The organism is Metabacillus sp. SLBN-84, from assembly GCF_053629595.1.
Genome location: NZ_JBRJIP010000001.1, coordinates 1,168,645 through 1,190,346, shown reverse-complemented (window position 1 = coordinate 1,190,346; position 21,702 = coordinate 1,168,645). Strand labels below are relative to the sequence as shown.

The following is a 21,702-nucleotide window of genomic DNA, read 5'->3' as shown; positions in this document are numbered from 1 at the left end:
CGGGAACCGAATGGTTTATTTTTAGAAATTTCAATTAATTTACCCGCACTCCTTCCTGCCTTTCGGGTAGAATGGTAATAGCAGCAAACCCAAAATCAGGAGGAATGAGGATGTATGTCTTAAACCACAAACAGATGGCCCGGGAAAAAGCGGCACGCCTGAAAGAAGGCTACTCAGCTTATGCGGAGTCAAACGAGCTTGCTTCACTGATTAAAAAAGAACTTCTTGCACAGGGACTGACCTTTCACGAAGATTCAACTGAATTCGGGTACTGGTTTATCCCTGTGAAATAAGTTCATTTATCTTGTTTATTGAAAGCTCCGGCAAATGCTTTCAAGATCTGAAAGAACCTGATCCGCTTCTTCCCAGCTTGTAACAGATGCACCTGAAGCAAGCGGATGGCCGCCGCCGCGGTATTTTTTTGCCAGTTCATTAATAACCGGACCTTTGGATCTAAGCCTTACTCTGATTTGATCTGCTTCTTCTACAAAAAAGACCCATGCCCGAAGACCTTCAATATTGCCAAGCATGCCCACCAGCTGTGAAGCCTCAGAAGCACTCACTTCAAATTGCTCCAGGATCTCTTTCGTCAGGATCATGGAAGCAGCACCCGATGACGACAGCTTGAAATTCTGCAGCACATAGCCGCTGAGCTTAGCCGCATTATATTTTGTCTTATACATCTCATCATAAATGCCCGTAAACGAAAAATCATACTCAACAAGCTCACTGGCGTATCTTAATGTTTTTTTCGTCGTGCTTGGAAAAAGGAATCTGCCCGTATCGCCGACAATTCCCGCATAGATCAGCTCTGCTGCTTTGTCAGGCATAACAAGCCCGTCTTCTTTGCCCGCAAGATAAAATTCATAAATCATTTCACTGACAGAACTGGCGGACGTATCGACCCAAAGAAGGTCTCCATAAGGATCTTCATTTGGATGATGATCAATCTTTATGAGCTTTGCACCGGTATTGTAGCGCTGGTCACACACACGCTCCTGATTGGCGGTGTCGCAGACAATCACGAGCGCACCCTCGTAGTCACTGTCTTTCACGGTGTCCATTTTATATAAAAATTCGAGTGAGGGTTCACCAAGTCCCGCTGCAAGGACGTTCTTTTCCGGGAAAGAAGCCTTGATGATCTCTGCCAGTCCGCATTGCGACCCGTATGCATCGGGATCAGGACGAACGTGGCGGTGAATGATGATTGTTTCATACTGCTTAATCTCTGACAGAATTTCCTGTTTCATATGTAGTCTCCTTTTCGAACCTGATTATAGACTAATTAAAGCATAAAACCGTCCGGGCAGAAAGCGAATCTTGTCTTTGGTTATAGCAATCCTGCGCAAGAATGATTAAAATAGAGGATGTAAGTTTACTATGGAGGTTATTCTTAATGCCTGTACTTGTCATTCTGATCGTATTTGCCTTCTCTTTTTATCTTTTCTATAAAGTGAAGTTTTACAGAACTAGAAAGCCGATGGAAAAACAGTGGCTCTCTGCAAAATCGAGCATCGCACTGGGTGTATTTGTGTTTTTGTTCGGCCTGAACCAGCTGTTTTTATTTCATTCAACGGTTTCATTGGTCGTTGGAATTATTTTTATGGTTGTCGGACTTGCCAGCAGCTGGGCCGGCTACAAAGCCTATAAGCACTATCTTCCTCACGCTGCAAAAGAAGCAAGGGAAGGCTGACCGTTCAAAAAAGCAGGCAGGAAAACCTTTCGTTTTCCCTGCCTGCTTTTTTGCATATATTCAGCTTCTCTCAATCAGCTGCACCATCAGCATGGCTTTGCCTACTGCCACTCCGCTGCTGAATACTTCTACATCAATCTTTCCGAACTTGCGCCCGACTTCAAGGATCTTCGGATGCACTTCAAGCATACTGTCCATCTGAACAGGCTTCATAAAATAAATCGTGATGTTTTCAACGACAATCTCGCCTTTTTTCTGTGTGCGAAGGTACCGGTTTGTTGCTTCTGTCACAACGGTTGTAAATACACCATACGAAATCGTGCCGAGATGATTGGTCATTTGCGGGGACACTTGAAAACGGTAGACATTCGCTTTTTTGGCATCCTCAGCCGTGACAATAAACTGATTGGTCACGATGTCATCCAGCTTCTCTCCGATTTGAGGCTGCCTTTGAATCATCTGCAGCGCTTGAAGAACGTCCTGACGGCTGATCATTCCTTCCAGCCGGTTGTTCTGATCGACTACAGGCAAAACCTCAATGCCTTCCCAGACCATCATCTGAGCTGCTGAGGCAACAGATGTTTTCCCAATGACCGTGATTGGATTTTTCGTCATGACTTTCTCAACGATCACACTGCGGTCATAACCCATTACGTCTTTTGAGGTGACCATACCCTGTACCCTCAGCTGGTTATCAATGACCGGAAAACGGCCGTGGCCTGTATTCACATTATGCTGATACCACGCGTCTACTGTATCAGTCGTTTTCAGGCATATCGTTTTATCAAGCGTTGTCAGAATATCTTCAACCAGAACAATTTCCTTTTTGATCAGCTGATCGTAAATCGCTCTGTTAATCATGGTTGCTACAGTAAACGTATCATAGCTTGTTGAAATAATCGGAAGCTCGGCTTCATCAGCAATTCTTTTTACATGCTCGTCGGTGTCAAATCCGCCGGTAATCAACACGGCTGCACCCGCTTCAATGGCGAGCTGATGGGCATTTGTCCGGTTCCCTACGATAAGCAGATTCCCCGCACCCGTATAGCGCATCATCGCCTCAAGCTTCATGGCGCCGATGACAAACTTGTTGAGCGTCTTATGGAGTCCCGCCCGTCCGCCGAGGACTTGTCCATCTACAATATTTACAACTTCAGCGTATGTGAGTTTTTCAATATTTTCTTTCTTTTTCTTTTCAATTCTTATCGTTCCGACACGCTCAATCGTGCTTACATAGCCTTTGTTTTCAGCTTCTTTAATCGCACGGTATGCAGTGCCTTCACTAACGTTCATATCTTTTGCGACCTGCCTGACCGAAATTTTTTCCCCGATCGGGAGGCCGTCAATATGCTGCAGTATTTGTTCATGCTTTGTCGCCAAGCTTCTTCACCCTTTTTTATCAGCCATTCTTTCTTTTTCTATTATAAGGGTGAGACCGCTTTATATCAACGCGCCTCTGCACGCTGCCTGACTTTCATCTTGCGCACTTGCGCCTGTTTTGCTTTGTGTTTTTTCGGTGCATACATCAGACCCGTTAAATTCCCGCCTGCAGCAAAAAGAGCAAATAGAATCCAGATGAGAGAAAACAGGCTTTCAAGAGGATTTGCACTTGAGATATCCAGTCTTGGCAGTGCATAAAACAGCATGGCTCCCGCCAGCAGCAAATAAAGAATACGCATATCAACCAGCTCCTTTTAAACAGCTTGGTTCATTTTATGCGAGTGGAGTGGCTTTCATGAAAAAAATGCAGGCTTTCGCCTGCATTTTTGCTGGTGCTTATAGTTTAATAGAGTCTCCCGCTTTCATGACTTTTCCCATTTTATCTGGAAGACTGTCCGCAAAATCCTGTGGATTCTGCTCAATCACAGGAAATGTATTGTAATGCATTGGAACAACGGTTTCCGCCTTGATCCATTTTGCTGCTATGGCTGCATCCTCCGGCCCCATTGTAAAATTATCGCCGATCGGCAGAAACGCAAGATCAATCTCTTCGAGTTCCCCAAGAAGCTTCATATCTGAGAAAAGACCTGTATCTCCTGCGTGATAGACTGTTTTTCCGCCATGTTTAAAAAGTATTCCGGCAGGCATCCCGGTATAAACGATTTTTTCTCCTTCTTCCTCATAGCTCGAGCCGTGGAAAGCCTGAGTCAGCTTGACCGTGCCAAAATCAAATGTGTGAGATCCTCCAATGTGCATCGGATGAACATCAAGTCCCTTCCATCCCAAATATGTAGCAAGTTCAAACGGCGCCACAACGAGCGCATTATTTTTCTTTGCAAGCTCAATCGTATCGCCAACGTGATCATTGTGCCCGTGTGTTAGCAAAATAACATCTACTTTCAAGTCATCCGTCTTCAGGTCTGTCTGACCGTTCCCGTTAATGAATGGGTCAATAATAATCGTGTGCTGATCGGTTTGAATCTGTACAACAGAATGGCCATGGTATGAAACGTTCATTTCTCTCACTCCCATTTAATTGATAGTTTTATCGTACTAAAAATGGATGGGGCTGTCGAATGTGAGGTGCGGGAGAATGGGTTTGAGAGACTTCTTTTTTTGGAGGCGGGGTTTGATGAATTTTTGCGTTTAGTGCTATCAAACGGATTGGCGCTGCTTTTGAGGGTGCTATTTCCGTCGTTCAGTGCCATCAAAACGCTTCCGGCTCCTCTTGAGGGTTCTTATTCTGCTGTTCAGTGCCTTCAAAACACTTCCGACAGCTTTTGAGGGTTCTTTTCCGGCTGTTCAGTGCCTTCAAAACGCTTCCGACAGCTCTTGAGGGTTCTTATCCGGATGTTCAGTGCCTTCAAAACGCTTCCGGCCGCTTCTTGAGGGTTCTTTTCCGGCTGTTCAGTGCCTTCAAAACACTTCCGCCCAGCTCTTGAGGGTTCTTTTCCGGCTGTTCAGTGCCTTCAAAACGCTTCCGGCTCTTCTTGAGGGTTCTATTCCGGATGTTCAGTGCCTTCAAAACGCTTCCGGCTCCTCTTGAGGGTTCTTATCCTGCTGTTCAGTGCCTTCAAAACCCTTCCGGCTCTTCTTGAGGGTTCTTTTCCGGCTGTTCAGTGCCTTCAAAACGCTTCCGGCTCTTCTTGAGGGTTCTATTCCGGCTGTTCAGTGCCATCAAAACAATTGCATACAGCTCTTGAAGGATCCATTCCCGCCGTCCTGCAAAACCTTGCTCCCCCACAAAAAAAAGACACGGGCTCTACATGCCCGCATCTATTCTATTCACCAAGAAGAGCTCTTGCATCTGCGTAAGTTAACGAATGCGCTTCTGCGACTGCTTCGTATGTGACAAATCCCTTTAATGTGTTAACGCCTTTTAAAAGCGGTTCATTTTCAAGGCACGCTTTTTTGTATCCTTTGTTTGCAATCTGCACCGCATATGGAACGGTCACGTTTGTCAGCGCGATTGTCGAGGTCCGCGGCACGGCCCCCGGCATATTTGCCACAGCATAATGGAGGACCCCGTGCTTTTCATACGTAGGATGATCGTGAGTTGTGATTCTGTCGGTTGTTGCAAAGATGCCCCCCTGATCGATGGCAATGTCAACAATTACAGAACCGGGCGTCATGCTCTGGACCATCTCTTCTGTCACGAGCTTCGGTGCCCGTGCTCCTGGGATGAGGACCGCACCAATGACAAGATCTGACTGGGCCACAGCGTATGCAATATTAAATGGATTGGACATCAGTGTGGAGATTTCTTTGCCGAAAATGTCATCAAGCTGGCGGAGCCGTTCCGGATTCACATCAAGCATTGTCACATCCGCCCCGAGTCCTACCGCGATTTTCGCAGCATTTGTGCCTGCTACTCCTCCGCCGATGATGGCAACTTTTCCTCGCTTTACGCCTGGAACTCCTGAAAGCAGGATGCCCTTTCCTCCTTTTGTCTTTTCTAAAAACTGTGCACCGATTTGTGAAGCCATTCTGCCGGCCACTTCACTCATTGGCGTCAGCAGCGGCAGGGACCGGTTTGGGAGCTGGACCGTTTCATACGCAATGCCTGTGACTTTCCGATCGATCAAAGCGCGCGTCAGCTCAGGCTCTGCTGCCAGATGCAAATAGGTAAACAGGATCAGGTCTTCGCGGAAATACTGATATTCAGAAGGCAGCGGCTCTTTTACCTTCATCACCATTTCCATCGACCAGGCTTCTTCCGGGGAAGAAACAATTTTCGCCCCTGCTTCTGTATACTGGTGATCCGGAAAACCTGATCCTTCGCCTGCATTTTGTTCAATATAGACTTCATGTCCTGCCTGAACAAGGTGAACAACGCCGGCCGGGGTCATAGCAACACGGTTTTCATTATTTTTAACTTCCTTGGGGATGCCGATTTTCATACATCTTCCTCCTGTGCCATTACATTCCGTTTCTGCTATAAGTATTTCCTTTCTTTAGTATATGGAAACACACGAAATTTGGAAATCCATTCCTGGTAAATGTGCGCATCTGAACGGGCTCTTCTTCCGGTATGCGGAGTCTCCCGTGTCACTCCAGTTCCCGCAGGAAGAGAGTGTCTTCCACAGCGATCCCCATTAAAACAACATGCAAAAAAACCCCGGAATCTCCGGGGTTTCTCTTATGGTCTGCGGCTCAGCACGTTGACTGCCCCTGAAGCTTCAACGATGGCTCCAGTGATCATGTCAGAATCTTCCTCGCACAAAAAGGAGATGAGCCTGCCGATATCTTCTCCTGTGCCGGATCTGCCTACAGGTGTTTCAGAATCAGAGGTTTTTCTCGATTCACTAATGGATGCTTCCTTCATCTCCCCAACAATATTGCCCGGGCAAATCATGTTCGCCGTAATGCCATTCTCCGCTTCTTCAATGGCAATTGTCTTTGTCAGAGAAGCAAGTCCTGTTTTCGCTGCGCTGAAAGCAGAACGGTGGAGCCAGCCGGATGATGATTCAGCTCCCTGAAATCCATAGGTGATAATCCGTCCGTACTGCTGCTGTCTCATGACCGGTATCACTTTTTTGAAAAGATGAAAGACCGCGCTCAGGTTGCCTTCAATCATTTCATACCACTCGTCATCTTCATAATCTGCAAGCTTCTTGCGCTCAAATATGTATGGCCCTGCATTATTGATTAAGCAGTCAATGCGGCCGAATTTGCTGAGAGTTTCATCCGCAAGCTTTATGAGATCATCTTTTTTTGTGACATCGCCTTTCAAAAAAAGCATGCGTTCGCTTATGTGCGCATATTTTTCTTTTAGCTGCAGCACAGCATCTTCATCGCTGCGGTAATTGACCGTAACGGAATAGCCTTTCTCAAGGAAGATTTCCGTCACTTTTCGTCCCAGTCCTTTGGAACCGGCTGTAATAATTGCGTGTCTCAATGGCAAAATCCTCCTCGGTGGTCCGGGAAATGTAATGCTGCTTCTTTTCCATTGTATTGAACAGAAAGGAATCTTACAATAATCTTATCTGCGCTGAATGTTTTTCACGGTGCGTTCACTTTAAAAAAAGGCGGAATACATATGTCTCAACCTGCAGTACAGTCAAAAATGGAACGTTTTGGTCTGGAAGCTGTTCCAAAGGAGCTCCGCAGCACATCATGGTTTGATTACTTTCTGATTCAATTATCTTTTTCGGTGAATGCAGGCAATTTCCTTCTTCCTGCTCTGGCCGTCATGGAAGGAGGGCTGTCTGTTATGCAGGCAGCAGTCTCCACAATCATTGGAGCTGCATTCGCCTTTTTATTTGTCTCTCTGCTCTCCTTGCCGGGCTCCGTTCACGGAATCCCTGCCCAATATGCAATAAGATCGTTTATCGGGGTCAGCGGAGCGCGTTTTTTCTCATCGCCAGTCAGAACACTGACCTCCCTTTACTGGTTTTGTGTTCAAACAATTGGCGGAACGTTTATGATCATAGAAATCAGCAGGCGCTATTTTTCTTTTTCTCCTCATTTTGCTCTGACTGCCGTGCTTCTTGGGATTTTCATGGCTGCTGTTGCTGCAGCCGGGTTTGATGCCGTCAAGCGAATGACCAAGTATTTTCTGCCATTCCTTCTTGCGGGGCAGGCTGTTATGGTCTATTTATATTTTACTGCAGAACCTGCTCTCTTATCATCGCCAAGTGTGCCGGAATATTCTTCCTCATCCCTGCCTGCAATGGCTTTTTATGCGAGCCTCGTGTTTGTCCAGTATATTTCAGGTGTCAGTGCTTCTGCTGATATGGCAAGATACGCAAAATCTCCAAAGCAGGGATTTTTCGGACTCTATGCAGGCAATCTGTTTGGTTTTATCCTGACCGCATTTTTCGGCGCTTACAGCGCGGCTCATTTCGGGGAGCTGAATCCCTTCATTTCAGCGAGTGCGCTGACAGACTCGGTGACGCTTGTATCTGTCATTCTGATCTGTTCCATATTGTCCATGTTTTCCATCAATTTAAACAATGCGTATACAGGGGCTTTCAGTCTGCTTAATATTTTCCCTTCGCTTGGAAGACTGAAGAGTGCAGTCGTGTTCGGGACAGCCGCTGTCGCATGCAGCACGATGCCCACTTTAGTGACAGAAGCATCCTCCTTCATTTCATGGATGGGCTCTGCCATCGTCCCGCTGTCTGCTGTAATTATTGCTGAATTTACATACTTGCAACTAAAGGGAAGGGAATTGCATGTACGAAAGCTTAACAGGAAAGGTGCAGCGGCCATCCTGTGCGGCATTGCGTTTTATTGGATCATCCCGGAATCTCTGTCCCCGGGGTTTGTTTCTTTCCTATTTACACTTCTCCTGTACAGCGCTTTGCTGAAAGGACAAAAAAAGTCATCCTGAGATGACTTTTTTTGTTTACTCTGATTCTTCTCTCGGCTGCAGATTTTCCTGCAGGAAGTTTTGCTCATATTGCTGCTCAACGACTCCGCTTGAATACGCTTCAGTAATTAATTGAGACGTTTCATTTTCTCCTTCGTAATCGAAGTAGGCAGAATGGTTTTTAGGATCCTTTTCTTTTCCCATCTTCCTTCAGCTCCCTGTCACCTGATTGTGTTCCATGTTATCGTTTGTGAAATGGGGAGGAAATACGATGGTAATATCTTCTTTATGACAGCGCGTCTTCAGCCTTCAGCAGCGCTTCCTTTACTTTTGAAAAACCGGTGCCGCCATCACTGATTCTCTTTGCAACGGCTGTGTAGGGATCGATCGCTTCAAACAGATCTTCTGAAAATAAATCAGATGCAGCTTTGTATTCGCCAAGCGGCAGATCTTTTAAATAGATGCCTTTTTGGATGCACGTATACACAAGCTTTCCGACCACTTCGTGCGCTTCTCGGAATGGCATGCCTTTTTTAGCAAGATAATCCGCAAGCTCGGTTGCATTTGAAAAATCCTCCGTTGTCGCTTTCTTCATTTTCTCTTCTTTGACCTTGAGTGTGCCGATCATTCCTGTGAAAATCTGCAGACTGCCTTCAACTGTGCGGACTGCATCAAACATGCCCTCTTTGTCTTCCTGCATATCTTTGTTGTATGCAAGTGGAAGACCCTTTAACGTTGTGAGCAAAGCAAACAGATTGCCGTAGACCCGTCCCGTTTTTCCGCGGATCAGTTCGGCCATATCCGGATTTTTCTTCTGAGGCATCATGGAACTGCCGGTTGCATAAGTGTCATCAAGCTCGACAAACTGAAATTCCTGACTGCACCAGAGAATCAATTCTTCACAAAGACGGGACAGATGCATCATCATGATTGAGCTGTTGCTTAAAAACTCTACAATGAAATCCCGGTCGCTTACGCCGTCAAGGCTGTTTTCATAAATGCCGTCAAACTCCAGAAGCTCAGCAGTCAGCTTGCGGTCAATCGGAAAGGTTGTGCCTGCGAGAGCACCGCAGCCAAGCGGAGAAAGACTGATCCGCTTCAACGATTCCGAGAAACGCTGTTTGTCCCGCTCAAGCATCCAAAAATAGGCAAGAAGGTGATGAGCAAAGGAAATCGGCTGCGCTCTTTGAAGATGTGTATACCCCGGAAGAATGGTCTCAACATTTTCTTTTGCCTGCTTGAGAAGCGTTTCCTGAAACGCAGAGATCAGTCCGACAATTTCGTTCACATGGTTTTTCAGATACAAGTGCATGTCCGTCGCCACTTGGTCATTTCTGCTTCTCCCTGTGTGAAGCTTGCCTCCGACTGGACCAATCTCATCGATCAGCAGTTTCTCAAGATTCAGATGAATATCCTCATAATCCACTGAAAAAGAAAGCTCTCCTTTTTCGGCTTTTTCTTTCAGAAGAAGCAGGCCGGATTTAATCTGCTCTGCTTCTTCAAGTGAAAGGATCCCGCATTCGCCAAGCATATGAACATGTGCGAGGCTGCCCTGAATGTCTTCAAAGACAAGCTCTTGATCGAATGAAATAGATGCGCCAAACTCATCTACCCATTTCTCGGGTGTTTTTTGAAAACGGCCTCCCCACAGCTTTTTCATACATTCACCTTCTTTTTCCCCTGCACCATGCTGCTTACTTTTGTCGGAAGTCCATACAGAGAAATAAATCCGACTGCAGCCCCGTGGTCAAAGGAATCTTCGGTTGTGTAAGTTGCAAGCTTTTCATCATAGAGGGAATACTCCGACTTTCTTCCTTCTACAATGGCATGCCCTTTAAACAGTTTGACACGAACTGTGCCTGTCACATATTCCTGCGTTTCTTTCAGGAAGCCCATCAGCGCATCTTTAAGCGGCGAGAACCAAAGACCGTTATAAATCAGTTCGGTCAGCTTCATTTCAATGACCGGTTTAAAGTGGGCCACTTCTTTCACCAGCGTCAGATCCTCAAGCTCTTTATGAGCTTTGATCAGCGTCATGGCTGCAGGGCATTCATACACTTCACGGGATTTAATGCCCACAAGGCGGTTCTCAACATGGTCGATCCGTCCGACTCCATGATTGCCGGCAACTGTGTTTAAATGTAGAATCAGATCAGAAAGCGGGTAGGAAACGCCATTTAACGTAACAGGAACCCCTTTTTCAAATCCGATTTCAATGATTTCAGGCGTGTCAGGTGTATGTTCCAGCGCGTTCGTCAGATCATAGGCTCCTTCCGGCGGAGCAGCCCACGGATCCTCTAAAACGCCGCATTCATTGCTTCTTCCCCATAAGTTCTGGTCGATTGAGTACGGGCTGTCAAGGTTGACCGGGATCGGAATGTTGTTGTCCATTGCATATTGGATTTCCTCTTCCCGCGACCAGCTCCACTCACGAACCGGCGCAAGCACTTCAAGGTCAGGATTCAATGCTTTGATGGATACTTCAAACCGCACCTGATCGTTTCCTTTTCCCGTGCAGCCGTGGGCTACAGCTACAGCCCCTTCCTGTTCAGCAACCTCTACAAGTTTTTTTGCAATGAGCGGACGGGACAGCGCGGATACAAGCGGATACTTTCCTTCATACAGAGCATGTGCCTGCAGAGCAGCGAGTGCATATTCATCAGCAAATTCTTTTTTTGCATCGATCACATACGATTTTGATGCGCCGACCTGAAGGGCTTTGCTTTGAACAAACGCCAGGTCTTTTCCTTCTCCAACGTCCAGGCAGCAGGCCACAACTTCATATCCCTGATCCTGAAGCCATTTAACTGCTACTGAAGTATCTAATCCGCCTGAATAGGCAAGAACTACTTTTTTATTTTCAACCATCTTTAATTTCCCCTCTCGGATGTATAAATATTAATTTTGATTTATATTAATTCATTTTAATAACTATCACTTTAACAAGTTATCGCCTGTTTTTCAATACATTTCTTAAAAGTTTTTACGATATTTTCGTGAATTGTATACAGCGCTCATGTAAAATGGAAGAAAATCATGCCTACGGGGGAATGAGGATGAAGCACTTTGAATTCAGCAGCCGTCTGGGAATCTACATCCCGCGGCTTGAAATGGAGTGGGAGAAGCTTACGGAGCAGGAACAGGAATCCATTCTTATGCAGTGGGAAAAAATTCGCGGCCATATACCCGATCAGATTGCAGCGATCGAAACGATCATAAACAAGAAGCAGGCAGCACTCGATTCAGAGGATGACTTTACTGTTTCCTGCAGGCTGAATTCAGAAATCTCGGAGCACGCGTCGGTGATTAACGACCTTTGGCTGTGGTTCAGGCAAAATCAGCATGTGTCGGAGAGGGTGCATCAATAGCAGAAAGATTATGAATACACTGAAGAGCAGGCCATTCGCATTGAATGTGCCTGCTTTTTGTCCTGATAAGTAAAAACGAATGAAAAGGATATATCTTTTTGTGTTATAATTGTAAAAAATAGTTAATTAAGGATGAATGTCATCAGGTTTTCATTCGCAGCAGCCTTTGAGATGGAATACCTTACATTCTATACAGTGAACAAAAACGACCAAAAACCGATGGGAGCGTGACCGATATGATCTGGTTGTATATTTTGACACCTGTAGTTCTTCTAGGGGGCCTTGCAGTTTATTTCGATAGGAAGTCCGGAAGCATCCCCCCTGATGAAACGGTCCAGGATGAAAAATTAGGGGAAGTGTACAGTCAAAACGGCATGAATTCCAATGGTTTTCATGATGGCGGATCCGGTTATTAAATGAATATCAGCTGTAAATAAGAAAAAGCACCGCGCTGTAAGCGGTGCTTTTTCCTTTGGTTTCCCGTTTTTGTTCATGAGAGATCTTTCTTCAATTCTTTCACTATATGCCCAAGCTCCGGCAGAATGAGCTTCTCCATTGCAAGTCTGACTGCTCCGGTTGAGCCGGGCATGGAGAAAACAATCGTATTGTCGGCGGTTCCTGCGGCCGCCCTGCTCAAAATGGCGGCAGAACCGATGTCTTCCTGATAGCTGAGCATGCGGAAGATCTCGCCGAAGCCTGGAAGTTCCTTTTCGAAAATGCCGGACACAGCTTCAAGTGTAACGTCTCTTTTTGCAATGCCTGTGCCGCCGCTGATTAATACAGCGTCTATATCAGGAGCTTTGCAGCCGCTGACTGCTGCATTTTTTATGAGCATTTCTTCATCGGGAACTATTTCATATTCTGCTGCCCCGTGGCCTGCTTCCTCTAAAAGAGATAGAATGAGCCTGCCGCTTTTGTCTGTATCTGCTGTTCTGGTGTCGCTGACGGTGATCACTTTACAGGATACACGGACAGGAGCCATTTTTTTGTGCTCAATTGAACTCATGCTCTGAATCCTTTTTTTCAAGCAGAAGCCTGTATCTGTAGAATTGATGGGCAAACTCCGTAATCTGCCGTGTCATCTGGTAATTCACCCCGGCCCCGATTGCCATTCCGATCAATGGTATGCCGCCAATCATTTTTTTTCTCAGCATCGATATCGCTGATACTTTGACAAGCTGCTTCACAAGATGATCAAGTGTCGCCTGATTGGCAAACCCATCTTCCCCTTCATAAAAGAACGGATGGCTCTCGCTGTCCTGCAATTCTTCCTTAAGGGAAGTCCATTGCTCATACCTCAGGTGCTTCGGCAAAATGGCTGCATGATAAACCTTTAAAGAAGTCATCATTTCATACGGGGTGTTCACTTCATATCCATAGCTGAGTGCCGTCATTTGAACGGCGCGGAGGTTGAGCAGCATTTGGGCAGGCAGATCAATTCCCATCAGCAATAGTCCTCCCGTACCTGCGAGGCCGCCCTGAACGAACGAATAAAGCCTGTGCTTTGACAGCTGAAGATCGGATAAATAATGCAGCTGGTCAACAGATAATTTTTTCAGGTCCTCTATCTGTTCGATTTCATCATGAAATGTCTTTGCCGTCATCAGAAGCTGCTGACGGGCATCCTGCTGCACATGAGAGTTTTGGATAAACGCATGCAAGTGAAACAAAATATCATCCAGTTTGCCGAAAAATTTCTCTTTCAGCGGACCCGGCAGCTGATTCAGTTTCCCGTTCAGCCATTTGTCGTATGTCCGTCCGAAATCCGAGCGAAGATCCTCCCGCATGGAGTCTTCCCATCTTTCGATTTCTAAAAGCAAGGCGGTTTCACGTTTTGTTAGCGCCATGTTCAGCCTCCTGTACATCTCCATTGTTTTCCTTATTATATCACAGGGAACGCTCCGTGCATCAGGATGTAATCAAGTCTGTTAGTTAAGAAAAAATCCCGCACATGCATACAGGACCGCAGCTACAGCACAGCCGACGGCGGTAAATTTCAATTTATACCTTGCATAGGACACAACCGGCATTTCCAAAATGGATGCTGTTGTAATCGTCGTATCCCCAAGCGGAGAAGTCATGGCCCCAAAAGCCCCGCTTGCAAAAACCGCTCCGACTGTCAAAGGCAGTGATGCTCCTGAAGCAGCTGCGAGCGTCATGCCAAGAGGCATAAACAGCCCCCACGTCCCCCAGGAGGATCCGATGAAATATCCTACTGCCGAACCGAGCAAAAATATGATGGCCGGGACAAAAGCAGCCGGCAGCACATTTCCAAGCGTTGAGCTGATAAAATCTGAAAACCCGATATCTTCTGCAGAGAGAGACAATGCCCACACAAGGATCAAAAGAATAATTGCCTGCATCAGCTGGTTGCCTCCGTCGTAGAAGTGATAGAGCGTCTCTTTCAGCGGTACTCGCCTTATGCTGTAAAACACAAATGTCAGAACGAGTGTTAAAAACACAGCAAGCAGCATGACAAATGTGGCATCAGCTTTTGCAAATGCCTGAAAAAGGGACTTTGCACCTTTTTCCATCCCGTCCTGCCACAGCAGAAACATCGAAAGACCCAGCAGGAAGAATAAAGGCACAATCAGGTGCCACGGCTGAGCATCTACTTGTTCAAGCTCTTTTTTAAGCCCGATGCCATGATAGGGATGTTCCTCTACTGCTTCTTTCTTTTCATCCAGTTTTTTCTTCGGCTTTTTAAACGTGCTGACAAGACCAAGAACCAGCATCGCGATGGCAAAAAAGTTAAACGGGATACTCTGGAGATAGATTTGATACGGCGGAAGATCGAGCTGATTCCGCTCAATTCCCCCTTCTACAAGTGACAGCATGAATCCCGTAAAGGCCGTTCCCGCCGGCAGGAGAACAATGGTTGAGGCTGTTGAAACGTCCATTGTAAATCCTACTTTTTGTCTTGAAAGATCGCTTTTTTCCATCAGCGATTTAATAACCGGGCCGATCATCATGATCCTGAACATCGGCATCATAAACGTAAACGGCAAAGACAGCCAGATCATGCTTAAAAGGCCTCTTTCTGATTTGACCCTTTTGCCTACCCATTCTGAAAAACCTTTAATTCCCCCTGAGATTTTCATCATGCCGACAAGTCCGCCGAACAAATAAAGAAACCCGATAATCTGAATATTTGTATCATCTTCAAGTGTTTTTAATACATACTTCAAAACTTGCTCAAGCCCTCCAAGCAGGTCTGGTTTTACAAGATAAGAACCGATAATAAGACCCGCTACAAGTCCGGGCAGTATTTCCTTCAGCCATATGGAAAAAGCAATAACGATGAGAAACGGTACAAGTGAAAGCCAGGCATACTCCATGATTGGCGCCCTCCTTTTGCATGACATTTCTGCTTAGTATTGCCTATAATGGCCATTATTTGCGCAAAAAAAAGACAGCCGTTATGCCGGCTGCCTTTTGCATTTCATTATTTTGCAATGCGCTCTACGTCGCGTGCAATCATTACTTCTTCATTTGTAGGGATGATCATGACTTTAACCGGTGAGTGAGGATAGCTGATAAACGCCTCTTCACCGCGCACCTGGTTAAGCGAAGGATCCCAGTAAACACCCATGAATTCAAGACCGCGGAGAACGCGCTCACGAATATCAATGCTGTTTTCGCCGATTCCTGCCGTAAAGATGATCGCATCTACACCGGACATGCGCGCTGCATAGGAACCGATGTATTTATGAATTCTGCTTGCAAACACTTCAAGAGACGTTCTTGCACGGTCGTTTCCTTCTTCAGCAGCCTTTGTAATGTCGCGAAGGTCTGAAGACAGTCCGGAAATACCTAGCAGTCCGCTCTTTTTGTTCAAGATATCAAGCACTTCGATAGCTGAGTGTCCTGTTTTTTCCATGATGAACGGGATAAGGGCAGGGTCAATGTTCCCTGAACGCGTACCCATTGCAACACCTGCAAGAGGTGTGAAGCCCATAGAAGTATCAATAGACTTACCGCCTTCAATAGCAGCGATACTTGCGCCGTTTCCTAAGTGGCATGAAATCAGGCGAAGCTGCTCGATTGGACGGCCAAGAAGCTCAGCCGCTCTTTCTGATACATATTTATGCGACGTACCATGGAATCCGTATTTACGGATGCCGAACTTTTCATAGTACTCGTATGGAAGGCTGTAAAGGAAAGACTGATCAGGCATTGTCTGATGAAAAGCAGTGTCAAAAACGGCTACAGCCGGCACATTTGGAAGCACTTCTTTAAATGCCTTGATTCCGACAACGTTTGCCGGATTGTGAAGAGGAGCAAGCTCTGACAGCTCTTCAATTTGTGCAAGTGTTTCCGGTGTAATCAGGACGGAATCGTCGAACTTTTCGCCACCGTGAACAACACGGTGTCCGATTCCTTCAATTTCATCAAGTGATTGAATGATGCCAAGGTCTGTCAGCTTAGAAAGAAGAATTTTAACAGCCACTGCGTGATCTGGAATTTCCGTTGTTTCTGTTTGTTTTTCTCCGTTCACAGAAATCGTGAATACAGCTTTGTCTAGCCCGATGCGCTCAACAAGACCTGCTGTCAGCACTGTCTCTGCAGGCATTTCAAACAACTGGAACTTCAATGAAGAGCTCCCAGCATTAATTGCAATTACTTTTGCCATAATGATTACCGCTCCTTTTTATATAAAAACACGTTTGTGTATTAAAAAAATAAAGAAAATCGTTTCTTCTTTATTCTTTACAAATGAACCCGAATATTATCTGCCTTTCTCATTTAAACATTGCATGTCAGACATTTCAAGTGCAATTCACCCCTGCAATCGTTTACAGTTCATATTCATTTAATTCTGACTTTTTTGTTGTCAGACATAAAAAAGAACCGCATTATATAGCGGTCCCTGAATGTTATTTATTTTCTTTGAACCAGCCGTCAAGCTGCTTCATGATGGACTGCATGCCTGCTTTATCGGAGAAGCTCGGCAGCTCAGCAAGCATGGCGTGCTTCGGTGCAGAAACACCTTCGCCTTTCTTTTGAAGAATAAACAGGCTTTTTTCATGCTGCTTGTCTTTAAACAGGGTCTGCGGGAGCTTCAAAAGACCTTGAACAATAGCATGATCCTTTAAATATGCTTTCAGCTTCGGTGCTTCTGCAGACTCAAAAAGATGATTCGGCACAATAAAGAAAAGATAGCCGCCCGGTTTTGTATAGTTCAGACTCTGCTCAATAAACAGGTGATGGGAGTATGAATGGCCGCTGTCTGCTTTTAATTTGAATTTGTCTGCACCGACATCATTTGGATAATACCCTACAGGCAAATCGCAGATGACGTAATTTACAGGATCTACATAGAGCGGCTCAAGAGAATCTTGGTTATAAAACTGAACAGTATGCTCTCCAAGATTGGCATTCAGGTAGGCAAGCTTAATCAGGAGGTCATCCACTTCCACACCGTAGCTCAGCACATTCTCCCCGCCAATATGGTTAAGAACGGCCGTGAGAAGGTTGCCCGTCCCAACAGCAGGATCAAGAATCGAAATGTTCTTTTCCCCGGCTGCAAACTTGCTTACCAAGTAGCCTGTAAACAGCCCGACTGTATCCGGAGTCATCTGGTGATTGGCATGGGCGCCATCTTTAAGACCCTTTAGAATAACAAGCTGAAAGGCTTTGCGGATCTCTTCCTTTTGAAAAGAAGAGATGTTTGCCTGTTCATATTTTTTTGCAAGGTTCTTTTTCGTGACCTCGCTCATTTCATCCTGCAGCACTTCATTCTGGAAAAGATTTTCGCCGGTTTCAGCTACGGCTTCAATATATGTAAGGTTGCATTCTTTTGAAATAATCTCGGCTGATTCATTCATCATCGTGAACAGCTTTTCAACATTCGAAACGGCTTGCATGGTCGTTTCCTCCTTCATGGTTCGTATCCCTCATTCTACTCATCAGGAGGGGATAATTCAAGCAGGATTGCCTGGGCGGCAACAAGCAGAACACTTTCTCTTCTCTCATACTTGTAGAAAGTGCTGCTAAAACCAGTTTAGAACATTTTCTTTTCTCTTGTGGCATTGAAAAGTGTTGTTAAAGCCAAGTTAGAACATTTTCTTCTCTCTCATGGGTGTGGAAAGTGCTGTTAAAACCAGATTAGAACATTTTCTCTTCTCTTGTGGCATTGAAAAGTGTTGTTAAAGCCAAGTTAGAACATTTTCTTCTCTCTCATGGGTGTGGAAAGTGCTGTTATAACCAGCTTAAAACACTTTCTTATCTCTGACGATTTTGGAAAGTGTTCTTAAAACCCGAGTAGACAAATATTTTTCTTTTCAGGTGTGGGAAGTGCTGCTCTATATTTTTCACTGCTCGGTTCAATGCACAAAAAAAGAACCTCGCTGCCCAAAGGGCAAGAGGTTCTCCGGAAGACTGATCAGTTGGCAGCTTTAGCCGCTTCGATTGCAGCATCATAGTCTGGATGGTCCGTTGCTTCGCTCACATATTCTACATACGTTACTTTGTCATTGCTGTCGACAACGAATACAGCTCTCGCAAGAAGTCTGAGTTCTTGGATGTGTACGCCGTATGCTTCGCCAAAGGAAAGGTCGCGGTGGTCAGAAACGGTTTGGACATTTTCGATGCCGTTAGCTGCACACCAGCGTTTTTGCGCGAATGGAAGGTCGACGCTGACAGTCAGCACTTTCAGGTTGTCAATTTTTGAAGCTTCTTCATTAAAACGGCGCGTCTGTGCATCACAAACACCTGTGTCGATAGAAGGAACGACAGAAAGAATGCGGACTTGTCCTTTTGAATCGGACAGTGAAACTTCTGATAGATCATTGGCAAGCACTGTGAAATTTGGAGCTGTATCTCCCACTTTTACCTCGTTTCCAATAAGTGTTACCGGATTTTGCTTGAATGTAATAGACGCCATTTAATATTCCTCCTCCGAAAATATGTACAGTGTAAATATAGCCTGAATCAGGCGCTGTTTGCAACGGAAAAGGGCATTGATTCCCAAATTCCAACAAAAAACGCCTGTCATTTTATGACGGGCGTCCTTGCTTAAATATCAAAATCATCTTTTTGCTGCTGATGACCAGTGTGGCTGTGATCATTTTTGTTCTTTTTGAAGATTCCCTGAATTTTTTCAACTGCCTGTGGAGCCGTATCGAGAATTCGTTCGTACAGGTGTGTGCTTTCATCTAAATGAAGCATTTTAATTCCGTTGTGGCCGACAATGAGAAAGGCAATCGGCGTGATTGAAACTCCGCCGCCGCTTCCGCCGCCAAACGGATGTTTATGGTGGTCATGCTGACCGCCAGCTGTTCCGCCGGTATTCTTTTCTTCAATACCCGTTCCATTAAATTCACTGCCCCCTGCTGCAAACCCGAAACCAACCTTTGAAACGGTCAAAATGACGCTTCCGTCAGGTGTTTCGACAGGGTCGCCGATGATTGTGTTCACATCAATCATCTGCTTAAGATTTTCCATAGCCGTTTTCATCAGGCCTTGAATTGGATGATCGCTCATAATAAGGTTCCTCCTTTTAAGCTGGTGTGTTCTTTTTCTTGGACAAAAAAGAAAACTGCTGATCCCGTAAAGTTGGACGTCCGCCTCTCCAGTATTTGAGCAGGCGCAGTCCCGCCAACATAGCATGCCCTGTTCGAAAGTGGAGCATACATGAAAGCATCGTTTTTGAGCTCTTTTGATAAAAATTCGGCTCAATTGAAAGAATGGGAGGTTTCTTCAGTTTCATGTAATGGCTGATAATGCCGAGAGCCGCTCCTTTTAATGTCCACCCGGGTCCAATAAGAAATCCTGTCTCAGCGGCGTCACCTGTGCCTATCTCGGACCGCCATTCAAACTTCGTGATGGAAATATGTGCGAGAAACCGTTTCACGATCGCATGCAGATGCACAATGTGCTCGGTCAATTCTTTCACATCCTTTATGCTCGTCAGCATATCATCAGGAGAAATTTTTTCGTCACTGTTCTTAGGCTTTTGATTCTCGCCGACTGCTTTTTCTTTTTTCAGAAGCAGGTTCGGTCCATCAGGATCCACTTTAATTAAAGGAATTTTATAGGTGTATTTCAGCAGTCCAAACAGAGCTCTAAGTTTCAGGCTTATTTCATCGTCGTGTCCTACGTGTCTGATATCAGCGATAATCGTTATTTTCATAAACAAGAAAAGCGAAATAAAAAAAAGTAGTGCAATAGCGCAAATCCATATCCAGACCACCTGTTTCACATCCTTTCAATCCTCCAGTATCGTCCTCGGCAAAAAAAAATAAACCTGCGGCGGCCGCAGGTTTATTTCCTCAAAGCTTATTCTGCCCTTGCCGGAGCAAGGGTTCTTTCGCTTTTTCTCAGATATTCAGTTACAACGGCTGTATCTGCAAACAAATCGTGCACTCCCTGTTTCTTTGGAGTGAATGCTGCGACAGCGTAGCCGATCCACGTGAACTTTGAAATAAATCGCCCGATAAACTCTCTGAACAGAACGGTGCTCCATGTCAGTTTTTCCTGTTTAACAGAAATCACTTTCAGACCAAGCACCATTTTACCGAGAGTTTGCCCGAGAAATTTCGTCATCAGGACAAAATACGCGTAAAAGACGGCCGCGGAACAAATCGCGATCGGAGAAAAAATAAACGTTTTCGATACTGGAATATCCAGCCATGTAAAAAGCGGATGAAAGACAATCCGGTTGATGCTCCAAATGACAATGATATCAATCAGATACGCCCAGAATCTAAGCCAGAAGCCGGCGTAGTGGACATCCATTTCTTCTAGGTGATAAAGAGGCTGCTCCCGGGTTTGGCTGTTTTCTTCAAACGTAGCATCCATCTGCAAACCCTCCTTTTATTCTGAGTACAAATACATCATTCTCGGTGAATTCGACTGCGAGAAGAAACGGTATAAGCCCATCAGCTCAAATTCCTCGCTGAACACTTTTGTTGCGCCAAGTGACAGCAGTGAATCTAGTCCGGCATTCATTTCATACTCGACTACCTGTGCACCGTCGATCTTCAAATCTTTTTTCATGCCTTTTAACGCATCATCAGAGTATCCCAGTTCATCAATCAAATTCAGCTCTTTTGCCTGGCGTCCATCATAAATACGGCCGTCTGCAATTTTTCTAACTTCTGCATCTGACATTCCGCGCCCGCCTGCAATAACGTCGACAAATCCGCTGTACGCATTATCAACCATTGCCTGAAGGATTTTGCGGTCTTCTGCTGTCATTTCCCGGGAAGGAGACATGATATCTTTAAACTCCCCGCTCTTGATCGTTTCGAACTTCACGCCGTATTTTTCAGCAAGGCCGCTGTAATTCACTCCCTGCATGATGACGCCAAGCGAACCGGTTAAAGTATCCGGGGCTGCGTAAATTTTATCGGCAGGGGCAGAAATATAATAGCCTCCTGAGGCAGCTGTCGTTCCCATTGACACATAGATTTTTTTATCATGCTTTTCTTTAGCATCCATTAAATGTTTATGTATTTCCGCACTCTCCACAACTCCTCCGCCCGGAGAATTCACTTTGAGCATAATGCCGCTGACATTGTTGTCTTCCGCTGCAGCATCAATCATTTTCAGGAACTGCTGATGATTGTAGCCTGCCGTCTCAAAAAAAGACGTCACATTTTCACCCGTGTCCTGAATCACGCCGTTCACTTCAAGGACGACGATTTTGTCTGATTCATTTCCTGCTTCAAGCACCGTCTCTGCAAATTCTTCATTTGCTGAAAGTGCATCTGTAAAGGCATTGCTGTTGGCCAAAGCCATACTTGTCAAGCTGATCACAACGGATACTCCGAACAGAACAGCTGCGGTGACAAGTGCCCCCCATCGTTTCCCATTCATGCTGATTCCTCCTAAAACAGTTTCTGCAGGCCGAAAAAACCTTTAGCCTGGCACGTGCAATTATT

General features: G+C 45.5%; 24 protein-coding genes. 5 read left to right on the top strand and 19 right to left on the bottom strand.

The window, feature by feature from the left end; translation table 11 throughout:
- Window positions 1–110: 110 nt before the first annotated feature.
- Complete coding sequence (locus tag RKD52_RS05850; RefSeq protein WP_029279131.1) at window positions 111–293, top strand: hypothetical protein; 183 nt, start codon at window positions 111–113, stop codon at window positions 291–293.
- A 15-nt stretch (window positions 294–308) separates the two neighbouring features.
- Here RKD52_RS05850 and RKD52_RS05845 read toward each other — a convergent pair whose 3' ends face one another.
- The gene (locus RKD52_RS05845) at window positions 309–1,250 is read right to left on the bottom strand and encodes a DHH family phosphoesterase (protein ID WP_454099025.1); all 942 of its coding nucleotides are present in this window, start codon (window positions 1,248–1,250) and stop codon (window positions 309–311) included.
- 146 nt (window positions 1,251–1,396) lie between these two features.
- Between RKD52_RS05845 and RKD52_RS05840 the strand changes: the two genes are divergently transcribed.
- Window positions 1,397–1,693: a YtpI family protein gene (locus tag RKD52_RS05840; RefSeq protein ID WP_369734638.1), complete on the top strand. Its 297-nt coding sequence runs from the start codon at window positions 1,397–1,399 to the stop codon at window positions 1,691–1,693.
- 60 nt (window positions 1,694–1,753) lie between these two features.
- On the opposite strand, the gene RKD52_RS05835 is transcribed toward RKD52_RS05840, so the two are convergent.
- The 5 genes from RKD52_RS05835 to RKD52_RS05815 form a co-directional block, all read right to left on the bottom strand.
- A complete protein-coding gene (locus RKD52_RS05835) occupies window positions 1,754–3,073 on the bottom strand; it encodes a DRTGG domain-containing protein (RefSeq protein ID WP_454099024.1) in 1,320 nt (439 codons plus the stop codon).
- 65 nt (window positions 3,074–3,138) lie between these two features.
- Window positions 3,139–3,372, bottom strand: a complete 234-nt coding sequence (locus RKD52_RS05830) for a hypothetical protein (RefSeq protein ID WP_454099023.1) — start codon at window positions 3,370–3,372, stop codon at window positions 3,139–3,141.
- Window positions 3,373–3,469: 97 nt separating this feature from the next.
- Window positions 3,470–4,150, bottom strand: coding sequence for a metal-dependent hydrolase (locus tag RKD52_RS05825; RefSeq protein WP_454099022.1), 681 nt, complete (start codon window positions 4,148–4,150; stop codon window positions 3,470–3,472).
- 764 nt (window positions 4,151–4,914) lie between these two features.
- Complete coding sequence (ald, locus tag RKD52_RS05820) at window positions 4,915–6,033, bottom strand: alanine dehydrogenase (protein ID WP_454099021.1); 1,119 nt, start codon at window positions 6,031–6,033, stop codon at window positions 4,915–4,917.
- A 239-nt stretch (window positions 6,034–6,272) separates the two neighbouring features.
- A complete protein-coding gene (locus RKD52_RS05815; protein WP_454099020.1) occupies window positions 6,273–7,031 on the bottom strand; it encodes an SDR family oxidoreductase in 759 nt (252 codons plus the stop codon).
- A gap of 141 nt (window positions 7,032–7,172) precedes the next feature.
- Here RKD52_RS05815 and RKD52_RS05810 point away from each other — a divergent pair, with 141 nt between their 5' ends.
- Window positions 7,173–8,468 (top strand): cytosine permease, encoded by a 1,296-nt coding sequence (locus tag RKD52_RS05810; RefSeq protein WP_454099019.1) that lies wholly within the window; start codon window positions 7,173–7,175, stop codon window positions 8,466–8,468.
- A gap of 15 nt (window positions 8,469–8,483) precedes the next feature.
- Here RKD52_RS05810 and RKD52_RS05805 read toward each other — a convergent pair whose 3' ends face one another.
- The 3 genes from RKD52_RS05805 to RKD52_RS05795 form a co-directional block, all read right to left on the bottom strand.
- Window positions 8,484–8,651, bottom strand: a complete 168-nt coding sequence (locus tag RKD52_RS05805) for a hypothetical protein (protein ID WP_158001618.1) — start codon at window positions 8,649–8,651, stop codon at window positions 8,484–8,486.
- Between the two features lie 82 nt (window positions 8,652–8,733).
- Window positions 8,734–10,107 carry an argininosuccinate lyase gene (argH, locus tag RKD52_RS05800; RefSeq protein ID WP_454099018.1) on the bottom strand — a complete coding sequence of 458 codons (1,374 nt, stop codon included), beginning with the start codon at window positions 10,105–10,107 and terminating at the stop codon, window positions 8,734–8,736.
- Entirely contained in the window at window positions 10,104–11,315 is a 1,212-nt protein-coding gene (locus RKD52_RS05795; protein WP_369734631.1) for an argininosuccinate synthase, read from the bottom strand. The genes argH and RKD52_RS05795 overlap by 4 nt, the downstream gene beginning before the upstream one ends.
- A gap of 188 nt (window positions 11,316–11,503) precedes the next feature.
- On the opposite strand from RKD52_RS05795, the gene RKD52_RS05790 reads away from it, so the two are divergent.
- Window positions 11,504–11,815 carry a hypothetical protein gene (locus RKD52_RS05790; protein ID WP_454099017.1) on the top strand — a complete coding sequence of 104 codons (312 nt, stop codon included), beginning with the start codon at window positions 11,504–11,506 and terminating at the stop codon, window positions 11,813–11,815.
- Between the two features lie 236 nt (window positions 11,816–12,051).
- Window positions 12,052–12,231 (top strand): hypothetical protein, encoded by a 180-nt coding sequence (locus RKD52_RS05785; protein ID WP_454099016.1) that lies wholly within the window; start codon window positions 12,052–12,054, stop codon window positions 12,229–12,231.
- 74 nt (window positions 12,232–12,305) lie between these two features.
- Here the strand turns inward: RKD52_RS05785 and RKD52_RS05780 are convergent, their stop codons facing one another.
- The 10 genes from RKD52_RS05780 to sppA form a co-directional block, all read right to left on the bottom strand.
- Complete coding sequence (locus RKD52_RS05780) at window positions 12,306–12,821, bottom strand: MogA/MoaB family molybdenum cofactor biosynthesis protein (protein WP_454099015.1); 516 nt, start codon at window positions 12,819–12,821, stop codon at window positions 12,306–12,308.
- Window positions 12,808–13,662 (bottom strand): EcsC family protein, encoded by an 855-nt coding sequence (locus RKD52_RS05775; RefSeq protein ID WP_454099014.1) that lies wholly within the window; start codon window positions 13,660–13,662, stop codon window positions 12,808–12,810. The genes RKD52_RS05780 and RKD52_RS05775 overlap by 14 nt, the downstream gene beginning before the upstream one ends.
- 81 nt (window positions 13,663–13,743) lie before the next feature.
- Complete coding sequence (locus tag RKD52_RS05770; RefSeq protein ID WP_454099013.1) at window positions 13,744–15,153, bottom strand: Na+/H+ antiporter NhaC family protein; 1,410 nt, start codon at window positions 15,151–15,153, stop codon at window positions 13,744–13,746.
- 107 nt (window positions 15,154–15,260) lie between these two features.
- Window positions 15,261–16,448 (bottom strand): acetate kinase, encoded by a 1,188-nt coding sequence (locus tag RKD52_RS05765; RefSeq protein WP_454099012.1) that lies wholly within the window; start codon window positions 16,446–16,448, stop codon window positions 15,261–15,263.
- A 244-nt stretch (window positions 16,449–16,692) separates the two neighbouring features.
- Complete coding sequence (locus RKD52_RS05760) at window positions 16,693–17,682, bottom strand: class I SAM-dependent methyltransferase (protein ID WP_454099011.1); 990 nt, start codon at window positions 17,680–17,682, stop codon at window positions 16,693–16,695.
- Window positions 17,683–18,200: 518 nt separating this feature from the next.
- Window positions 18,201–18,701, bottom strand: a complete 501-nt coding sequence (gene tpx / locus RKD52_RS05755) for a thiol peroxidase (RefSeq protein WP_454099010.1) — start codon at window positions 18,699–18,701, stop codon at window positions 18,201–18,203.
- Window positions 18,702–18,832: 131 nt separating this feature from the next.
- Window positions 18,833–19,300: a GerW family sporulation protein gene (gene ytfJ, locus RKD52_RS05750; protein ID WP_029279096.1), complete on the bottom strand. Its 468-nt coding sequence runs from the start codon at window positions 19,298–19,300 to the stop codon at window positions 18,833–18,835.
- A gap of 16 nt (window positions 19,301–19,316) precedes the next feature.
- Window positions 19,317–20,009 (bottom strand): DUF2953 domain-containing protein, encoded by a 693-nt coding sequence (locus RKD52_RS05745; RefSeq protein ID WP_454099009.1) that lies wholly within the window; start codon window positions 20,007–20,009, stop codon window positions 19,317–19,319.
- A gap of 86 nt (window positions 20,010–20,095) precedes the next feature.
- Window positions 20,096–20,617 (bottom strand): RDD family protein, encoded by a 522-nt coding sequence (locus tag RKD52_RS05740; protein ID WP_454099008.1) that lies wholly within the window; start codon window positions 20,615–20,617, stop codon window positions 20,096–20,098.
- Between the two features lie 15 nt (window positions 20,618–20,632).
- Entirely contained in the window at window positions 20,633–21,637 is a 1,005-nt protein-coding gene (sppA, locus tag RKD52_RS05735) for a signal peptide peptidase SppA (protein ID WP_369734620.1), read from the bottom strand.
- Between the last annotated feature and the right edge of the window lie 65 nt (window positions 21,638–21,702).